At 45.1% G+C, this 15,944-nt stretch carries 18 protein-coding genes; 1 reads left to right on the top strand and 17 read right to left on the bottom strand.

The annotated features are described in order from the left end of the window. Positions 1-2: 2 nt before the first annotated feature. From V7D18_RS24035 to V7D18_RS23975, 13 genes are read right to left on the bottom strand one after another with little or no spacing between them, the layout of a single operon-like run. Positions 3-1,181 (bottom strand): iron-containing alcohol dehydrogenase, encoded by a 1,179-nt coding sequence (locus tag V7D18_RS24035; protein WP_426158184.1) that lies wholly within the window; start codon positions 1,179-1,181, stop codon positions 3-5. Between the two features lie 12 nt (positions 1,182-1,193). Then, a complete protein-coding gene (locus V7D18_RS24030) occupies positions 1,194-1,916 on the bottom strand; it encodes a CoA-transferase subunit beta (RefSeq protein ID WP_426158183.1) in 723 nt (240 codons plus the stop codon). Then, on the bottom strand, positions 1,903-2,742 hold the full coding sequence (locus V7D18_RS24025; RefSeq protein ID WP_426158182.1) for a CoA transferase subunit A: 840 nt from the start codon (positions 2,740-2,742) through the stop codon (positions 1,903-1,905). The genes V7D18_RS24030 and V7D18_RS24025 overlap by 14 nt, the downstream gene beginning before the upstream one ends. 27 nt (positions 2,743-2,769) lie before the next feature. Continuing rightward, on the bottom strand, positions 2,770-4,104 hold the full coding sequence (locus tag V7D18_RS24020) for a CoA-disulfide reductase (protein ID WP_426158181.1): 1,335 nt from the start codon (positions 4,102-4,104) through the stop codon (positions 2,770-2,772). A 13-nt stretch (positions 4,105-4,117) separates the two neighbouring features. Beyond that, a complete protein-coding gene (locus V7D18_RS24015; RefSeq protein ID WP_426158180.1) occupies positions 4,118-5,236 on the bottom strand; it encodes an extracellular solute-binding protein in 1,119 nt (372 codons plus the stop codon). A 19-nt stretch (positions 5,237-5,255) separates the two neighbouring features. After that, positions 5,256-5,516, bottom strand: coding sequence for a EutN/CcmL family microcompartment protein (locus tag V7D18_RS24010; RefSeq protein WP_426158179.1), 261 nt, complete (start codon positions 5,514-5,516; stop codon positions 5,256-5,258). Then, positions 5,513-6,169, bottom strand: coding sequence for a phosphate propanoyltransferase (locus V7D18_RS24005; RefSeq protein WP_426158177.1), 657 nt, complete (start codon positions 6,167-6,169; stop codon positions 5,513-5,515). Before V7D18_RS24005 ends, V7D18_RS24010 begins: the two co-directional genes overlap by 4 nt. A gap of 14 nt (positions 6,170-6,183) precedes the next feature. Next, complete coding sequence (locus V7D18_RS24000; RefSeq protein ID WP_104439173.1) at positions 6,184-6,483, bottom strand: BMC domain-containing protein; 300 nt, start codon at positions 6,481-6,483, stop codon at positions 6,184-6,186. Next, entirely contained in the window at positions 6,464-6,847 is a 384-nt protein-coding gene (locus V7D18_RS23995; RefSeq protein ID WP_426158175.1) for a BMC domain-containing protein, read from the bottom strand. The genes V7D18_RS24000 and V7D18_RS23995 overlap by 20 nt, the downstream gene beginning before the upstream one ends. A 33-nt stretch (positions 6,848-6,880) precedes the next feature. Further along, positions 6,881-7,159 carry a BMC domain-containing protein gene (locus tag V7D18_RS23990; protein WP_104439175.1) on the bottom strand — a complete coding sequence of 93 codons (279 nt, stop codon included), beginning with the start codon at positions 7,157-7,159 and terminating at the stop codon, positions 6,881-6,883. 15 nt (positions 7,160-7,174) lie between these two features. Next, positions 7,175-7,504: a BMC domain-containing protein gene (locus tag V7D18_RS23985; protein ID WP_426158173.1), complete on the bottom strand. Its 330-nt coding sequence runs from the start codon at positions 7,502-7,504 to the stop codon at positions 7,175-7,177. Positions 7,505-7,515: 11 nt separating this feature from the next. Then, on the bottom strand, positions 7,516-8,937 hold the full coding sequence (locus tag V7D18_RS23980) for an aldehyde dehydrogenase family protein (RefSeq protein WP_426158171.1): 1,422 nt from the start codon (positions 8,935-8,937) through the stop codon (positions 7,516-7,518). Between the two features lie 9 nt (positions 8,938-8,946). Beyond that, the gene (locus tag V7D18_RS23975; protein WP_426158170.1) at positions 8,947-9,927 is read right to left on the bottom strand and encodes a class II aldolase/adducin family protein; all 981 of its coding nucleotides are present in this window, start codon (positions 9,925-9,927) and stop codon (positions 8,947-8,949) included. Between the two features lie 242 nt (positions 9,928-10,169). Here V7D18_RS23975 and V7D18_RS23970 point away from each other — a divergent pair, with 242 nt between their 5' ends. Next, a complete protein-coding gene (locus V7D18_RS23970) occupies positions 10,170-10,937 on the top strand; it encodes a DeoR/GlpR family DNA-binding transcription regulator (RefSeq protein ID WP_426158169.1) in 768 nt (255 codons plus the stop codon). A gap of 49 nt (positions 10,938-10,986) precedes the next feature. Here V7D18_RS23970 and mtnA read toward each other — a convergent pair whose 3' ends face one another. From mtnA to V7D18_RS23950, 4 genes are read right to left on the bottom strand one after another with little or no spacing between them, the layout of a single operon-like run. Further along, positions 10,987-12,087 carry an S-methyl-5-thioribose-1-phosphate isomerase gene (gene mtnA, locus V7D18_RS23965; protein ID WP_426158168.1) on the bottom strand — a complete coding sequence of 367 codons (1,101 nt, stop codon included), beginning with the start codon at positions 12,085-12,087 and terminating at the stop codon, positions 10,987-10,989. 20 nt (positions 12,088-12,107) lie between these two features. Continuing rightward, on the bottom strand, positions 12,108-13,337 hold the full coding sequence (mtnK, locus tag V7D18_RS23960) for an S-methyl-5-thioribose kinase (protein ID WP_426158167.1): 1,230 nt from the start codon (positions 13,335-13,337) through the stop codon (positions 12,108-12,110). A gap of 38 nt (positions 13,338-13,375) precedes the next feature. After that, positions 13,376-14,395, bottom strand: coding sequence for an ABC transporter permease (locus V7D18_RS23955; RefSeq protein WP_426158166.1), 1,020 nt, complete (start codon positions 14,393-14,395; stop codon positions 13,376-13,378). A 1-nt stretch (position 14,396) separates the two neighbouring features. Continuing rightward, the gene (locus tag V7D18_RS23950) at positions 14,397-15,908 is read right to left on the bottom strand and encodes a sugar ABC transporter ATP-binding protein (RefSeq protein WP_426158165.1); all 1,512 of its coding nucleotides are present in this window, start codon (positions 15,906-15,908) and stop codon (positions 14,397-14,399) included. Positions 15,909-15,944 lie beyond the last annotated feature (36 nt).

Here is a 15,944-nt window from a genome sequence, read left to right as displayed (position 1 = left end):
TTCTATTTTGATGAAATACCATAATAAGCCTTTTGATATACCTCAATAATTTCTTCTTTTGCAGGTCTAAACGGATTGTCTTCCATACAGGCATCAACCATGGCACTCTCCGCCAGATCCCCAAAGGCACGGTAATCCACAGAAAGATCACTTAAGCATTCTGCCAGCCCGATTCTTTTTGACAGTTTTCTGATTCGGAAAACCGCCTCCCTCACCGCCTGTTCCCCTGACATGGTCTCAGCCTCCTCGATGCCCAGACATTTTGCCACTTTTTTATAACGCTCTGCAATATTTTTTTTACTTCCATTGAATTCCATTACATAGGGCAATAAAATTGCATTGCAGACACCGTGAGGAAGATTGAAACGTCCCCCAAGGGAATGCGCCATAGCATGAACCATCCCAAGACCTGCGTTAGAAAAAGCCATTCCTGCGCTGTATTCTGCATAAGCCATCATTTCTCTGGCAGTCTCATTTTCTCCGTCCTCCACAGCTTTTGGCAGGTAACTCTTAATCACCCCGATTGCCCAAAGGGCATCTTTATCGGTAAAAGGAGTGCACCGCTTTGAAACTGCTGCTTCAATAGCATGAGTCATAGCATCCATACCAGTTGATGCAGTCAGATTTTTGGGCATACTCATCATAAAATCAATATCATTGACAGCAATGCTCACCATACAATTGGTATCCACCATACACATCTTTGTATGCTTGTCCGGATTGGTCACAATATAAAATGATGTGACCTCTGAACCGGTTCCCGCAGTTGTATTTACTGCCACAACGGGTATTCCAGGTCTGTCAGACTGATTAATTCCCTCATAATCTTCAATCCGGCCTCCGTTTTCCAGTACAATGCTGACTGCCTTTGCCGTGTCAATCGCAGATCCGCCGCCAACTGCAGTCAGAAAATCAACGTTTAAAGCTTTCGCCGCTTCCAGGCATTCATTAATCACAGCCACTGCAGGATTCGGCTGTACCAGATAGTAGACAGCATATTCAATTCCCGCTTCCAGCAAAAACAAACCCACTTTATCCGCTGCTCCGCTCTTATACAGAAACTGGTCCGTAACAATGAGTCCCCGTTTCAACCCTCTCTTTTTAAGTTCCGCAGGCAGCATACCAATGGATCCCCTTCCAAAAAAACTGGCAGCCACTGCATTCACTCTTAAAAGCCCCATAGTAAATTCTCCCTAAAATTCTATATTTCTGAAATCACCCGGATCGATCCGTTTTAACACAGAAAGCTCAGTCTTTGTGGGAGACGGGGTGATTGCAATTCGTGAATATTTAACAGGAAATCCGGTGTTATCCTGAACTTCCTTAAGAGTTGATGTTTCATGTATGGTATCCAGAACCAGTTCTCCATTTTCCATTTTAAAAATGCAAAGAGGAGTTACAATCCGGTCCACATTCCCTTTTGTTGTAATGAAATCCACCTGGTTTACAAACGTCCGTTTATCATGCTTCGTTCTCCAGATAACAGCCCTCTTCGCAGTGGGTATCAAAACTGAACTTCCTGCACCGCCTGGAAGCCTTACTTTTGGTTTTTGGTAACTGCCAATTACCGATGCATTCACATTGCCCCTGTTATCAAACTGGACACCGCTTAAAAATGCCATATCAAGCCCCCCTCTCATGGATAAATCAAATACCTCCATAAGTGGGAAGCAGGATCTTGCACCTTCTAACAGCTCGCTGCCTGCACTGGTATACTTCTTAAGCTTTCTGGGGGATGGATCAACTCCACCCGGTATGTTCAAATGTACGGCATGGGGAGCATGGAGTTCCTTTGCAAGAAGCACAGAAATCATTGGCATGTGGGAAGATACTCCGTGAAACACTTTGTCTCCATCCTGAATCATACGGGCCATTGCGCACACCATAATGTCACAGATCCGGTTATCTTTTTCCATTATTTTTGCCTCCCAAGCCTCTGCGGTCCGCCTTTTCATATGCCGAAAGATAAACAGCCAGACCATCCTGGTCTTTAATCTCTTTAAATGTAAGAATTCCTTTTGAATCAACATCATAGTTTCCCGCACAGGAACAGGGCGCAGCACCTTTTGCGGCATGCACAACTCCATGAACCAGAAAATCTGGTATGTCCGCTTTTTTAGTTCTGCTGGAAAACAAAGAACCGGGGACGATATGTTCTGCTGTAAGAATCACCCTCTTTGCCGCTCTGGAAAGCAGGACATCCTCAAACAGAGGGCCTGTTATTCTGGCATTGCCGTCTTCATCTGCCTCCTGAACATGAATTACTGCCACATCCGGACGAATCGCTTTTACTACCGTAACCATTTCATTTGTAAATGGATCCGCTATTTTGGTAAAATAATCATTTTCTTCAATTAAATCACTGACTGTCAGACCTTTTACCGGCATAAATCCGATTCCATAGCTGGCCGCCCGAAGTGCGGAAATAACAGTATAACAGGCATGCTCATTTCCTTTTACCCGGCCGCTCTCCACTGCCTTTCTGTAATGCATTGCCAGAGAAAACTCACTTTCATAGCTGATAAACCCGGCATCTACACTGGTTACGCATCCTCCAAGGCACAGCATATCCACATCCATTGCGCCCGCAGTTTTAACCAGCTTCAGATTACGCTTACTCTGACGTACCAGTTCCCTTACAAAAGCGATAGGCGCGCGGTGAAGTACATTCCCGCCGATCCCAAGAACTGCTCCATCACTGACCAGGGCTGCTGCTTCCTGCATCGATATAATTTTACTCATGAACTGCCCCTTTCTCGCCTGCTGTCCCTATTTTGCTGCATTACAGGCAATCTGTATGGCATCCCAGACTCCCGCAAACGGAGGTGCATAAATAAGGTCCGTCATTCCCAGTTCTTTCGTTGTCATCCTGCAGTGAATGGCGACAGCAAATACATCCGCCCGAAGAACTGCCCCTTTTTCCCCGCAGGTCTGGGCGCCAAGAATACGTTTGGTTTCCTTTTCATAGATCAGCTTAATTGTAATCGGGGTAGGTCCTGGATAATAAGCCGGATGATCATTCACCGTGACAAGCAAAGTACTGTAATTAATAGAAAGACGTTTTGCATCCCCTTCGCTCATGCCGGTCCGCCCCAGCTCCAGCCCGCAGACTTTAACAGCTGCAGACCCCAGTGCTCCCTGATACACTTCACTGCCTCCTGCCAGATTCGTACCGGCAATCCGCCCGCATTTATTGGCTACCGTTCCAAGAGCCAGATAAGTGTTTTCATTTAATATTTCATGATAGACAAGAATACAGTCACCTGCAGCATAAATATCCGGTATGGAAGTTCTCATTTCCCTGTCCACTATGATTGCTCCGTTTTTCCCTCTCTCTATGCCGGTATTTTTCAGAAATTCCGTACAGGGTCTTACCCCTGCTGCGACAATAACTAAATCTGCATCATAACTTCCTTTGTTTGTAATTACGCGATTGACATAAAGTCCGTCGCCTTCAAACGCCTCCACTTTTTCACCAGTATGAAGCTTTACCCCCTGCTTTAACAGCTCTTCCTGAGCAAGCGCCGTCATTTCTTCATCAAAGGATGCAAGAATTCTGGGAGCCGTTTCTATCATACGAACATTTTTCCCTATATGTAAAAAAGCCTCGGCGCATTCTACGCCAATGTAGCCTCCGCCTACGATGACTACATTCCGGATCTTTTCCATTTTTGCGTATTCTTTTAAAAAGATTCCGTCTTCCATATTCTTTAAAGCATGGACTCCCATGAGCTCTCTGCCCGGAAACGGAGGAATCACTGCCTCTGCTCCCACTGCGATCATCAGCTTATCATAAGTATCCTCGAACTCTCTGCCAGATACAAGATCCCTCACGACAATCTGCTTTTTTCCAGCATCAACTGATATCACCTCATGCTTTAGAAATGTTTCTACTCCCATCTTTTCAAATGCATCACGGCTGCGGGCAATCATTTTTCTGTAATCCTCATTAAAGTCTCCTACATAATAAGGCAGCCCGCACGCACCATAGGAAAGGAATCCGCCCTTTTCGTAAACGGTAACCTGAATTTCAGAATTCAGCCTGCGTATCTTGGATGCGGCACTCATACCTGCCGCAACTCCTCCGATTATAATAATCTTCATAAATTTTCCTCCATCAGGTTTTATCAGCTATTTCACGCTCTGCAGATTCCATCGCATCCCTGGCTGATAATTCTCCTGTGAAAGCCTGATATATTTTTTGGTATAGGATTGCGTTTTTATCACCTGACCGTTTTATATGAGGAAGGGGCTTTGCAGACTGAATCATCATTTTCTGCACCGGAAACCATGGATAGTTACCGGCTCCTTTCCGATAGCTCGACTCTTTCACAGGCGCCCCGCTTACCATTCCTGTTTTACAGTCAACCTCAGAAGAACGCAGATATCTTAAAAAGCCGTTGGCAGCTTCCCGTTTCCTGCTTCCTGAGCAGACGGCAAAGGACCACGTCACATTCCATGCAGTTGAAAATGTACTGAAACCTAAATCCTCCGGCTCCAGACAGCCATTCTCCCATACAGATCCAAGCTGTCCGCTCCATGTTACTGCCATAACAGCCTTTTTCTTTCGGATAGCCTCTGCAATCTCCTCATTTGCGAAGAGTTCCGTGCCTTTCAAAGCAAATGACTTTAGTTCACAATAAGACTGAAGCCCTCTTATTGTCTCCACATTACCGCAGACTGGATTTCCCGCCAAATCATAGGCATCTCCTCCATACATACGGAGAAAAGGAAGTGCATCGGTAAATATCTCTGACGAATCAGCCTTCATTGCCACGGCCTTTCTTCCATATAATGCCGCAAGAGCCTTTGCTGTATCCAGGTATTCCTGAGGCGTGATAACAGGCCCCAGCTCCTTTCCAAGCGCCTTATAAAGCAGACTCTTACGGTATACAATCATATGACCGTCACAGAAAGAAGGAGATAAGTATGCCTTATTCTGATAGCTCATTTCCCTGGCAATGGCAGGAAGGATATCATCCTCTTCAAACTCAATTTCTGCCAGATAGCCCTTTTGTACAAAATCAGACAGCCACAGATGACCTGCTGCCATAATAATGTCATAATCATCGCTTCCGGTAAGTGATTCCATCATTCTGGCATAATACTCCGACCACGGTACAATTTGAAATTCCACACTTCCCTTATATCCGTCCAGAATCCCCAATTCTCTGTCAAGATAACCGTTTACTGCCGGATCTGCAACTGCAAGGACCTTTAATATTCCCTGCTCCATATCAATTCCCTCCCTCTGTTTATTTCCCCAATTGAGGAGGTGCATCTACAATACCCACGACAAAAGCATCAACCGGTGCCGAGCGGTCAAGGGCAAACTGGGTAGTATCATCAGTCGTTACCAGCACCAGTTCCCCAATTCCGGCTCCCATGGTATCAGCTGCCACGAATATATTCTTTTTTTCTCCGTAATACGGTTCCACCAAAAGGAGCTTAAACCCCACCAGATTTCTGCACTTTCTTGTGGAAACCACAGTCCCCATAATCGTTCCTAATATCATCTGGCATCATCCTTTCTAATGGTGATCCACTGCCCCTGTTTCAGCAAAAATGCATTGGCATCATCTGTATCTACATGAAAATCCAGACGGCTCTCCCTGGTAATCCGGATAAGAACCCGGCCAAGTACGCCTCCTTTTTCCCCTGGAACCACCACATTCACCCGTTCCCCATCTGATACACCAAACCATTCTGCCTCTTCTGGCGTCATATGAATGTGACGGTCGGCAATCATAACACCCTCTTTCAGAGAGACTTCGCCGGCAGGTCCCTTAAGCAGGATTCCCGGAGTTCCTTTTAAATCTCCGGAAGTCCTGACAGGGGGCTGAATACCCAGAATTCTGCAGTCACTAAAAGCCATCTCCACCTGACTTTGTTTCCTCTCCGGACCAAGAATCCGGACTTTCCCTATCGATCCTTTCGGACCGCAGACTTCAACCTGTTCTTTGCATGCAAACTGACCAGGCTGGCTTAATGATTTTTGGGATGTAAGCTGATATCCTGCTCCAAACAGTGTTTCCACGTGTTCTCTTGATAAATGTACATGTCTTGCCGAAATGCCAACCGGAACCTGATAGGGATCAGTACTTAGCCGGTTCCAGTGTTCCAGAACCATTCCTGTTATTTTCTGAATCAGTTCTTCCCTGTTTTCCATCAGACACTTATCCCTTATTTAATCAGCGGAATAATTCCTGCTATGGAATTATGAGGTCTTGGAATTACGTGGACAGCCACCAGTTCTCCAACTCTGGAAGCAGCCTCTTCTCCTGCCTCTACCGCTGCTTTTACAGCTCCCACATCTCCCTGTACCATGACGGTTACCAGACCTGAGCCAATCTTTTCTGTACCAACCATTTCAACGTCTGCTGCCTTTAACATGGCATCTGCCGCTTCAATCGATGCAGTCAGACCTCTTGTTTCAACCATCCCCAGTGCCAGCATGCCCTTCTTAACTGATATCTCTGCCATTTCCTTCTCCTCCTGTTTTATCTTCATTCTCATGATCCTTACCTGTCTCGGTTTTCGATTCTTCCTCATGTCTGTCTATCATATTTAACAGCTTCCACACCTCCTGATGAGGGTTATTAATCGAGACACATACTTTTATGTTGCCCTCGCCCACGATCCGACCGGAATCTCTGGCCGCTTCCATTGCCGCATAAACCGCTGATGTCTCGCCTGCCAGCACAGTATGGCACATCCTGCCGCCCAATGTCTTATGACAGCTGACAATCTCCACCTGCGCCGCTTTCAGCGCCTGATCAACCACAAAAACTGTATTGGCGTAATAATTTATTTCCAGTATTCCTATGGCGTTTCCGTTTCTTTTCATGATAACCCACCTTTTCTGCCGGAACTATCATCACTATTTTGCTTTTGGCAGAATCTTGTCTATATCCTGATGTGGTCTGGGAATCACATGGACAGCTACCAGCTCTCCGATTCTGGAAGCCGCCGCTTCTCCCGCTTCGGTAGCCGCCTTAACTGCCCCGACCTCGCCGGTTACAATGACCGTTACCAGTCCTGAACCGATCTTTTCCGTTCCCACCAGTTCCACGTCTGCCGCCTTTAACATTGCATCTGCCGCTTCTATGGAGGCAATTAATCCCCTTGTTTCTACTAAACCGATTGATGTGGATGCCATACCATTCTACCTCCTCTAATCATTTATATTATCTTCCATGAATGTTACCTTTGTTATGCGGGCCAATGCTTTTGTACCTTCGTACGGCCTTTCGATCATCCGTACCAGAACTTCCCCTGGACTGTTAAGCTCAAGCGCTGCCCGCCTTGCTGCTTCACAGGCTTCCTTTACATCATCCACCCCACCCTCAAATTTCACCTGAGCGGTAAGAGGAATAAAAGATGCAGCATCCTTTGGATTAATGGTATCAATGCCGATGATTTTCACATCTGCAGCCTTGCACGCTTTATCCATGGCATACAAAACCGCTCCAAATCCTGCACACTCCAAAAAGCCAATTGCCATATGTACCTCCCTCAGATGATCCTTAAGCCGCCTTCAGCCAGCATACATCTGCGCTTTCTGGTAAAGCTTTTCGCGCAGGTGATGCCTTCTCCCGTGGGACCTGCGATTGTCATTGTGGTATGTCCTTCTCCGCCGATTCCCACACCTCTTAAAGTGGCTCCGTTCTTTGTAAAAATAGTAGTCTCGATCTCCTTTGCAAATCTGGTCATGTTCTCCACATTCCGGGAAAACATGGATGCAGTATGGCGGTTTCCCGATTCTGCCACTTTTGCACTTTCCATACATTCCTCAAAGGTTTTCAGGCGGACAATGGGAAGAACAGGCATCAGCTGCTCCACCATGACAAAGGGATGATTTCTGTCTGTTTCACAGATCAGAAGCCGCACCTCTTTATCACTGTGTATGCCTATGGCTTCCAGGAACAAAGCTGCATCCTTTCCTACCCATTTTTTATTTACTTCATAAGTGCCGTTTTTCTCAATCATGGCAAGTTTCAAAATCTCCTGCAGCTGATCTTTCTGAAGCAAAAATGCTCCCTCCTGCTGCAGTTGGTATATAAGCTCATCGGCAGCCTGCTCCATTACAAAGACTTCTTTCTCTGCCAGGCATAAAATATTATTATCAAAGGAGGCTCCACGGTAAATCTCCCTGGCTGCCAGCTTTATATCTGCGGTATCATCTACAATAACAGGCGGATTGCCTGCACCCGCGCCAATCGTCTTCTTGCCTGACCGTAACAGCGCATTTACCATACCCATTCCTCCGGTCCCCACCATCAGACGGATTCTCGGATCAGCGGTCATAATGTTAACCGCTTCCATGTCAGGTTCTCTTTGCATGGTAATCAGATTCGCCGGACCGCCGCTTTCCACAATTGCCTGATGAAGCAACTTCAGGCAGTGGGCACAGCACCGTTTGGCGCCTGGATGAACATTAAACACAACCGAATTGCCTCCGGCAATCATACTGATCGTATTGTTAATAATGGTTTCCGTCGGGTTTGTTGATGGCGTAATAGCTCCAATGACTCCAAACGGGGCATATTCCTCTATCATAAGCCCGCCGTCGCCGGAGATCGCCTCTGTAGTCAGGCATTCCACTCCCGGAGTCCTCTCAATGACTGCCAGATGTTTCTGAAGCTTATCTTCCGCACGGCCCATACCGGTTTCTTCCCACACCATCGATGCCAGTGACTGGGCATGTTTTCCTGCAGCGGATCGGATCGCCTCAATAACCCTTCTCCTGTCTTCTACCTTATAATGATTGATCCAATCTCGCTGAGCGGTGTAAGCTGCCTCAATTGCGTCCTCCACCCGGTCAAATACTCCGTTATCGCTCCGGGAAGGAACATAAGATGGCGCGGGGTTTTTCTTTTCCAGTCCTGCAAGCACTTCCCTTACAATCAGTTCAATCTCCCTTGTCCCAATTTCCATTTTTTCCTCCTAGTTAAACTGCCCCATTACTCTTCTGACAACCTCAGCAATAATTTCCTCCTTTGCCTTGCTCAAATGCTCTGTATCTTTCTTTTCCACCGTTTCCTTTGGCAAAGCAGTAATCCCACAAGAACATCCGCCTTCCTTAGGATAGGAAGACTGCCCGGGTTTAACAAGAGGAGTTACACCTTTTAATTCATTTACCGGCGGATTAAGCGGAGCCTGAATCGGCGCAGCAGGCCAGGATGGCCGGATATCGGAAGAAGTAATTACATCTCTCATATTGGTTTCCTGTAAGGAACAGGGTGGTATTCCGCCTGCAGTAATGCCCAGCTTTTGCCGGATATCAAGCAGCTTATTTACCTGGTCGCAGGAAAGTACGTTCTGACGGCCGATTATATTCCCTGTATACATCAATATGGTTGCATAATATTCAATGGACTCCAACCGGTAGAATGCCTGGAAAATATCTTTTCCCCAGGTTAATGCTCCATGATTTGCAAGGAGTACCCCATTGTGGGTATTTACAAACGGTGCAATCGAATCAGGAACTTCTTCCGTACCAGGAGTGGCATATTTTGCAATAGGAATTGATCCCAGCCCCAGTACTGCTTCCGTCAAAACAGCCGTATCCAGACTGATGCCTGCAATGGCAAAGCTGGTTGCCACCAGAGGATGAGCATGTGTGACTGCCTGTACATCCGGATTTTCCTGATATACTCTTAAATGCATCTTTACTTCTGAAGAAGGCTTTGCTTTCCCCATGAGCACCTTGCCGTTCAAATCCATTTTTACAAGCATATCCTGTTTCATAAAACCCTTGGATACACCGGTCGGTGTTGTCCAGATCGTGTTTGGTCCCACCTTACAGCTTATGTTTCCATCATTGGAAGCCACAAAGCCTTTGTCATACATACGCTTGCCAATATCCAAAATTGCCTTTTTGGCTTCAAAATCAGACATGTATTTCACGCCTTGAACTGTCATCATAACGATCCCTCCAAAGTTCAAACGACTATATACATGGCTTGTCTGAACTTGTCAATTTTTGCTGTATTTTAGCAATTTTATATTTGATTTTATGTGTTTTATTTTGTTTTGTTTTTATTTTGATCATTTTTCCTTTACATTTCGTCCAAAAAAATATACAATATACTTATATGTCACTGTATTCTTATTGTTTCATACTGCATTTCAAAAATAATTGTTCACAGAAAGAAAGGAACATACCTATGTTAGCAGTAACAAGGAAAGCCAAAATCAAAGATATTATATTAGAAAAGAAAAGCGTCACAGTAACTGAACTATCTAAAACATTTTCCGTAACCGAGGAAACGATACGCCGTGATTTAAAGCAGCTGGAAGACGACGGTTTTCTAACCAGAACTTACGGAGGTGCATTCATACAAGACGGAGTTGAGAACAATGTGGAACTTACCATAAGGGAAACCGCATATATGGAAAGCAAGCAGGCCATTGCTAAAAAATGCCTCTCACTTATACATAACGGCGATTCCATCTTTTTAGATGCCTCTACAACCGCTCTCCAGATCGCCCGCGAGCTTCAGGGAATGCGTCTGACAGTCGTTACCAATTCCCTTCTCATTATCAATGAACTTCAGGATAAAGAAGATATACGCCTCATAACGCTGGGAGGCTCCTATGCATCAAGAGATAAAGCATTTGTCGGCAATACGGCAATACGGAATTTAGAGTCTTTCTATCTGGATAAGACCTTTATGTCCTGCCGAAGCATATCCATGGAACACGGAATCACCGATTCCAACGAATCAATTGCAGCCATACGGCAGACATTGATCACACGCAGTAATCATATCTATCTTGTGGCTGACCATTCCAAATTCAATAAAACCTCTTTTATCTGGATTTCCGGTTTTGATGCAATTACCGGATTGATCACCGACAAAAATCTGGATAGCCAGTGGACAGAATATCTGACTAAAAATAATGTCACCCTGTATGAGGCCATTGACGCATAGCCCGGTCTTTCAGGAGGATGTCTCTTAAAGTAAGGCATCCTCTTTGCCGTCACTCACATTTTAAGGCTTCCTGCTTCCTCCGGAATATCTCTTTTAACGACTCACTATATGGCTCTCTTGCGATTCCATACTCTGTCACAATTCCTGCAATTAAATCATGATCCGTCACATCAAAAGCAGGATTAAACACCTTCACGCCTTCGGGAGCCATTGGTTTTTCATACCACATCTCCACCACTTCCGCTGCAGGACGTTCTTCAATGTGGATCTCCTTACCGGTAGGTGTATTCAAATCAATTGTAGAGGTAGGTGCACAGATATACATAGGCACACCGTAGCGTTTCGCAGCCAGTGCCACCATGGAGGTTCCGATTTTGTTTGCAGTATCTCCATTGGCTGCCACTCTGTCGCACCCTACAAACACTGCATTAACCCAGCCCTTACGCATAACAGAAGCAGACATATTATCACAGATTACGGTTACATCAAGTCCGGATTCCTTTAACTCAAACGATGTCAGTCTTGCTCCCTGGAGCAAAGGTCTGGTTTCGTCTGAGAAAATGCGGAAGTGATACCCCCGTTCCTGTCCCAGATACATAGGTGCCGTTGCAGTGCCATATTTCACAGTCGCCAGCTGCCCTGCATTGCAGTGTGTCAGCAGACCATCGCCCGGTTTTACAAGGGTAAGACCATATTCTCCAATTGTCTTACATACCCAGATATCCTCTTCTCTTATTTTTACAGCCTCTTTATGCAATTGCTCCACGATCTCAGAAACAGACTTGTCTTTATTGTCCAAAACAATTCCTTCCATTCGTTTTAAAGCCCATGAAAGATTGACAGCGGTAGGACGGGCTGAATCAAGATAATCCTTTGCTTTACTGAATTTCCCGTAAAAATCTCCAAAGTCAGAAGCCTTAATCTCTCTTGCTGCCAGATAAATACCGATAGCTGCCGCCACTCCAATTGCAGGCGCCCCTCTTACCTGAAGAAGATAAATGGCATTCCATATATCCTCCTGTTTTGTTAATGAAAGAATTTCCGTGTTATACGGAAGCTGTGTCTGGTCTATGATAACAAGGGCATGGTTTTCTTCATCAAGTGCCACTGTGTCATAATCCATAATGGATTTCTTTTTGTCTTCACTCATGTTTTTGCCTTTCCCGTCTTTTATGATTCGTACTTGCCTGCTGCCTCTTTGATGGCTGTTAAATAATCTGCTCCGCAACGGAAGGTATCCCGGTTCATAATATATTTTTTTGCCAGCGTGATCACAATTCTCTCTGCCCTTGCCCGTTTCGCTTCATCCGGAATGGTTGTAATATCAATTACATTGGCCATGCCAACAATCCGGCGTATTGATTCCAGTCCGGCAACTCCTGCTGTATCAGAAAGGATCCGTTCCAGATACCACTCTTTAAATCCCGGTACTTTTGCCATAGTGTCAGTGGCGTATTCATCAAATACCCGATTATATTTTTCAACAAATAAATCCACCACATCTGATATGGTCTGAAGGCACCATCCGCAGAACTCTGCTTTCTTTTCTTCATCAGAAATGACGGCGTCTCCATTGCACCATGCAAAGAATATATTTGCTATCACATTGCCGATATCGTAACCCATAGGTCCGAAAAATGCGAACTCCGGATCAAAAATGAACGTGTGCTCCTTATTAATAAATACGGACCCTGTATGCAGATCTCCATGAATCAGCGACTGTGCATGATTCATAAATTCGAATTTCAGCTTTGCAGCTTCTAAATGCAGCGCCTGATCCTCATAAAGCTCTTCCCTTACAAAATCCTCATTGGGTGGGAACACATGATTTCTGTGGTTATAGTCAATAAAAGGTTCACTGTACACCAGATCTTCGCTGATCTCACATAAATCGGGGTTAATAAAGCTCTTAACCAGCTCCTTTTTTTCCTTATGCCCCATCACTACATCCGTTGTCCGTAATAGAGAATTTACCATAAATGTGGTCACATGATCCGCAAACAGAGGATAGATCTCATGGTTAATCAGGCCGGTCCGCATCATGGTATGACCGGTCATATCCTCCATGATCATGGCGCACATAACACCATCATAGAGATATACCTTTGGAACCAGTCCCGGCGCGTACATTTCCTGGATTCCCAGAATCTTCGCTTCAATTCTGCCTCTGTCAGTGGAAATATGCATGTCAGCAGAGATTCTAAGAGCCTCGCCTGCCTGTTTCACAATAATTGATTTCCCGCTTTTTGCATCCTTTACCCGAAACACATAGTTTAGGTTCCCGTCACCAATTTCCTTACATTCCAGCTCGGCTCCTTTGTCAAAATAGGAAAGCTTTTCCTGTACGTAACCTGGAACTTCTGGTGCCTTCATTAAAAAATAACTGTCGTATTTAGACATTTTTGTCACCTTCCCCTGATCATTTTATAATCTGCTGCTTAATTTGCATTCTTTGTTTTTCCGCTGGCATAGGTCATAGCAAGTGCAATTGCCAGGACTGCGCCCTTAATTATGTTCATTGCAAAATACGGAACGGACATCATGATAAGGCCATTTTCCAGCATACCCACTAAAACCGCTCCTGCAAATGTTCCAAATGCATTGGCCTTCCCAGCCCCTAATACAGAAAAGCCAATATAAGCTGCGCATACAGATGGCATTAAATATGCATCTCCGGCAGAGATCTGGGCTGTGCCCACACGCGCTGCCAGACAGATGCCTCCTATTGAAGCAAAGGTTGCTGACAGAAAATAGGCCAGAATCTTATACCTTGCCACAGGAATTCCTGAAAGCTCCGCCGCTTCAGGATTACCTCCTACCGCATACATATATCTGCCATGCTTTGTAAAATTCAGAAAGAAATATGCAAACAGCACCACACAAACCATGATGATGATCAGCCACGGCTCCTTTCCCAGAGCCCGGAATGCTTCCGGAACAAGACCCGGCGCCTGTGTTCCATCAGCCCTGGTCATACGCTCCGTAATGGCACCGCCCTTTGAATAGGTCATGGAAACGCCCTGATACATAAACATAACAGAAAGTGCTGCAACCATATCCGGTATCTTAAATTTTACAATCAGAATGCTGTTAATCACCGCAACGCTTAAACAGATAAAAACTGTGAGAAGCACTGAAATACCGATGTTGATGTTATGCCATACAAAACATGTCATTACAAATACATTTGCCAGCTGTGCCGTAGCTCCAATGGAAAGATCCATACCATTTACAGCCAGTGCAAATGTAAGACCAGTCGCAATAATTGTGGTAATCGACACGGCTCTTAAAATTGTGATCATATTGGATTGAGTCAGAAACATGCTTGTCCCCGTATCCTTATTCCAGTTTCCAAACGTAAACAGAATAAACAGGATTACCATTGTTGCAATCGTGCCCCATCTTGTTACAAAATCCCCTAAATTACCTTTCTTCTTTACCTTCTCTGCCCCAGACATATCATTTACCTCCTGTCGAATAATAAAGCAGTTCCTTCTCATCCGTATCCGCAGCTTTCAGCTCCCTGATAATCTCTCCGTCATACATGACATAAATCCGGTCGCAGATACTTAATATTTCCTGAAATTCGCAGGTTGCATAGATAATGCCTTTTCCTCTGGCAGCAAGGCCTTCAATCAGCTCATACATATCCTGTTTGGCACCTACATCAATTCCCTTTGTGGGCTCATCGAAAATATAAACTTCCGAATCTTTATTCAGCCACTTACCCACTACTACCTTCTGCTGGTTTCCTCCGGATAAAAGGGATACCACCTGGTTTTCAGACGGCGTCTTGATCCCAAGATTACGGATCATACTTCTCGCATCCTCTTTCTCCCGCTTTTTATTGACAACAGATAATTTGTTGGTATATTTCTCCATAGCCGCCACGGAAATGTTGGATACTACCGAATCTGAGATCAGAACGCCTTCCTTCCTGCGTTCCTCCGGAACCAGAGCCAGACCGTTTTTTACCGCCTGAGTGGGACCTTTTGCATGGATTACTTTTCCCCGGAGCTTTATGGTACCGCTTTTATGCTGATAGGCAGAAAATAACGTCTTGCACAGTTCCGTCTTACCGGCTCCTACCAAACCTGCCACACCTACTATTTCCCCTTCGCGGACGGTTAAGGTTATATTCTTCACCTTGCCGTCTTTCTCAGTAAGGTCGTCTATTTCAAGGAGCGGTTCTCCGATTTCACATGTTTTTTTAGTATAATTATCCTCATAGCAGCGTCCCAGCATATATTCCACCAGGGTATTTACCTCCAGTTCCTTTGTAAGAGGTAAATTCGTCACCAGCATACCGTCTCTCATTATGGTTATGCTTTCACAGATCTCATATAGCTCACTCAGCCGGTGAGAGATAAATACCACACCAACATTCTCTTTGGCTAATTCACGGACAACCCGGAACAATTCCAGTGTTTCGGAATTAGAAAGGGGGGCTGTGGGTTCATCCAATATGAGAAAACGGCATTTTTCCACCACACACCGTGCAATCAAAACCATCTGCTTTTGTGCAAGTGTCAGCGCAGATACCGGCTTATTAATATCGACTGCCACATTTAACTTTTCAAGAACTGCTTTTGCTGCCCGTTTGATTTCCTTCCAATGTACAACCTGTTTTTTCCCCATTTTATTGACCAGGGTGTTAAACATCACATTTTCAGCTACAGTCAGATATGGGATTAAGGCTGTGTCCACTTCCTGAAACACAATTTCTATTCCCAGGTTCTTCGCATCTTTGGGGCACCGGATTTCAACCGGTTCCCCTCCAACACTTATTTGTCCCGTATAATGTGTGTTAACACCGGCAAGCACTTTCATCAGCGTGGACTTGCCGGCACCATTGGCTCCAACGAGCGCATGAATGCTGCCACTTGTCAAACTAAAATCAACTCCATTCAGAGCCTTAACCCCTGGAAACTCTATGGATATATCCTTCATTTCAAGCTTTATCTCGTTCATGACGTCTCTTCCTTACCTATGTAATGACTGGAAAAC

Origin of the sequence: Lacrimispora sp. 38-1 (assembly GCF_049890855.1) — a bacterium.
Taxonomy (GTDB): Bacteria; Bacillota; Clostridia; order Lachnospirales; family Lachnospiraceae; genus Lacrimispora.
Note: the sequence above shows the minus strand (reverse complement) of the source record. Positions and strands in the feature narration are given on the sequence as shown.

Excerpts from the sequence above, each read along its gene's own strand:
- V7D18_RS24005 (WP_426158177.1), bottom strand. The coding sequence starts at position 6,169 with ATGGAAAACAGGGAAGAACTGATTCAGAAAATAACAGGAATGGTTCTG.
- V7D18_RS23970 (WP_426158169.1), top strand. The coding sequence starts at position 10,170 with ATGTTAGCAGTAACAAGGAAAGCCAAAATCAAAGATATTATATTAGAA.
- V7D18_RS24015 (WP_426158180.1), bottom strand. The coding sequence starts at position 5,236 with ATGGAGCAGGGAATATTAAAGGTCCTTGCAGTTGCAGATCCGGCAGTA.
- V7D18_RS24000 (WP_104439173.1), bottom strand. The coding sequence starts at position 6,483 with ATGGCAGAGATATCAGTTAAGAAGGGCATGCTGGCACTGGGGATGGTT.
- V7D18_RS23985 (WP_426158173.1), bottom strand. The coding sequence starts at position 7,504 with ATGGCAATTGGCTTTTTGGAGTGTGCAGGATTTGGAGCGGTTTTGTAT.
- V7D18_RS23990 (WP_104439175.1), bottom strand. The coding sequence starts at position 7,159 with ATGGCATCCACATCAATCGGTTTAGTAGAAACAAGGGGATTAATTGCC.
- V7D18_RS24030 (WP_426158183.1), bottom strand. The coding sequence starts at position 1,916 with ATGGAAAAAGATAACCGGATCTGTGACATTATGGTGTGCGCAATGGCC.
- V7D18_RS23975 (WP_426158170.1), bottom strand. The coding sequence starts at position 9,927 with ATGATGACAGTTCAAGGCGTGAAATACATGTCTGATTTTGAAGCCAAA.
- V7D18_RS23995 (WP_426158175.1), bottom strand. The coding sequence starts at position 6,847 with ATGAAAAGAAACGGAAACGCCATAGGAATACTGGAAATAAATTATTAC.
- V7D18_RS23980 (WP_426158171.1), bottom strand. The coding sequence starts at position 8,937 with ATGGAAATTGGGACAAGGGAGATTGAACTGATTGTAAGGGAAGTGCTT.
- V7D18_RS24025 (WP_426158182.1), bottom strand. The coding sequence starts at position 2,742 with ATGAGTAAAATTATATCGATGCAGGAAGCAGCAGCCCTGGTCAGTGAT.
- V7D18_RS24010 (WP_426158179.1), bottom strand. The coding sequence starts at position 5,516 with ATGATATTAGGAACGATTATGGGGACTGTGGTTTCCACAAGAAAGTGC.
- mtnK (WP_426158167.1), bottom strand. The coding sequence starts at position 13,337 with ATGTCTAAATACGACAGTTATTTTTTAATGAAGGCACCAGAAGTTCCA.
- mtnA (WP_426158168.1), bottom strand. The coding sequence starts at position 12,087 with ATGAGTGAAGACAAAAAGAAATCCATTATGGATTATGACACAGTGGCA.
- V7D18_RS24020 (WP_426158181.1), bottom strand. The coding sequence starts at position 4,104 with ATGAAGATTATTATAATCGGAGGAGTTGCGGCAGGTATGAGTGCCGCA.
- V7D18_RS24035 (WP_426158184.1), bottom strand. The coding sequence starts at position 1,181 with ATGGGGCTTTTAAGAGTGAATGCAGTGGCTGCCAGTTTTTTTGGAAGG.
- V7D18_RS23955 (WP_426158166.1), bottom strand. The coding sequence starts at position 14,395 with ATGTCTGGGGCAGAGAAGGTAAAGAAGAAAGGTAATTTAGGGGATTTT.
- V7D18_RS23950 (WP_426158165.1), bottom strand. The coding sequence starts at position 15,908 with ATGAACGAGATAAAGCTTGAAATGAAGGATATATCCATAGAGTTTCCA.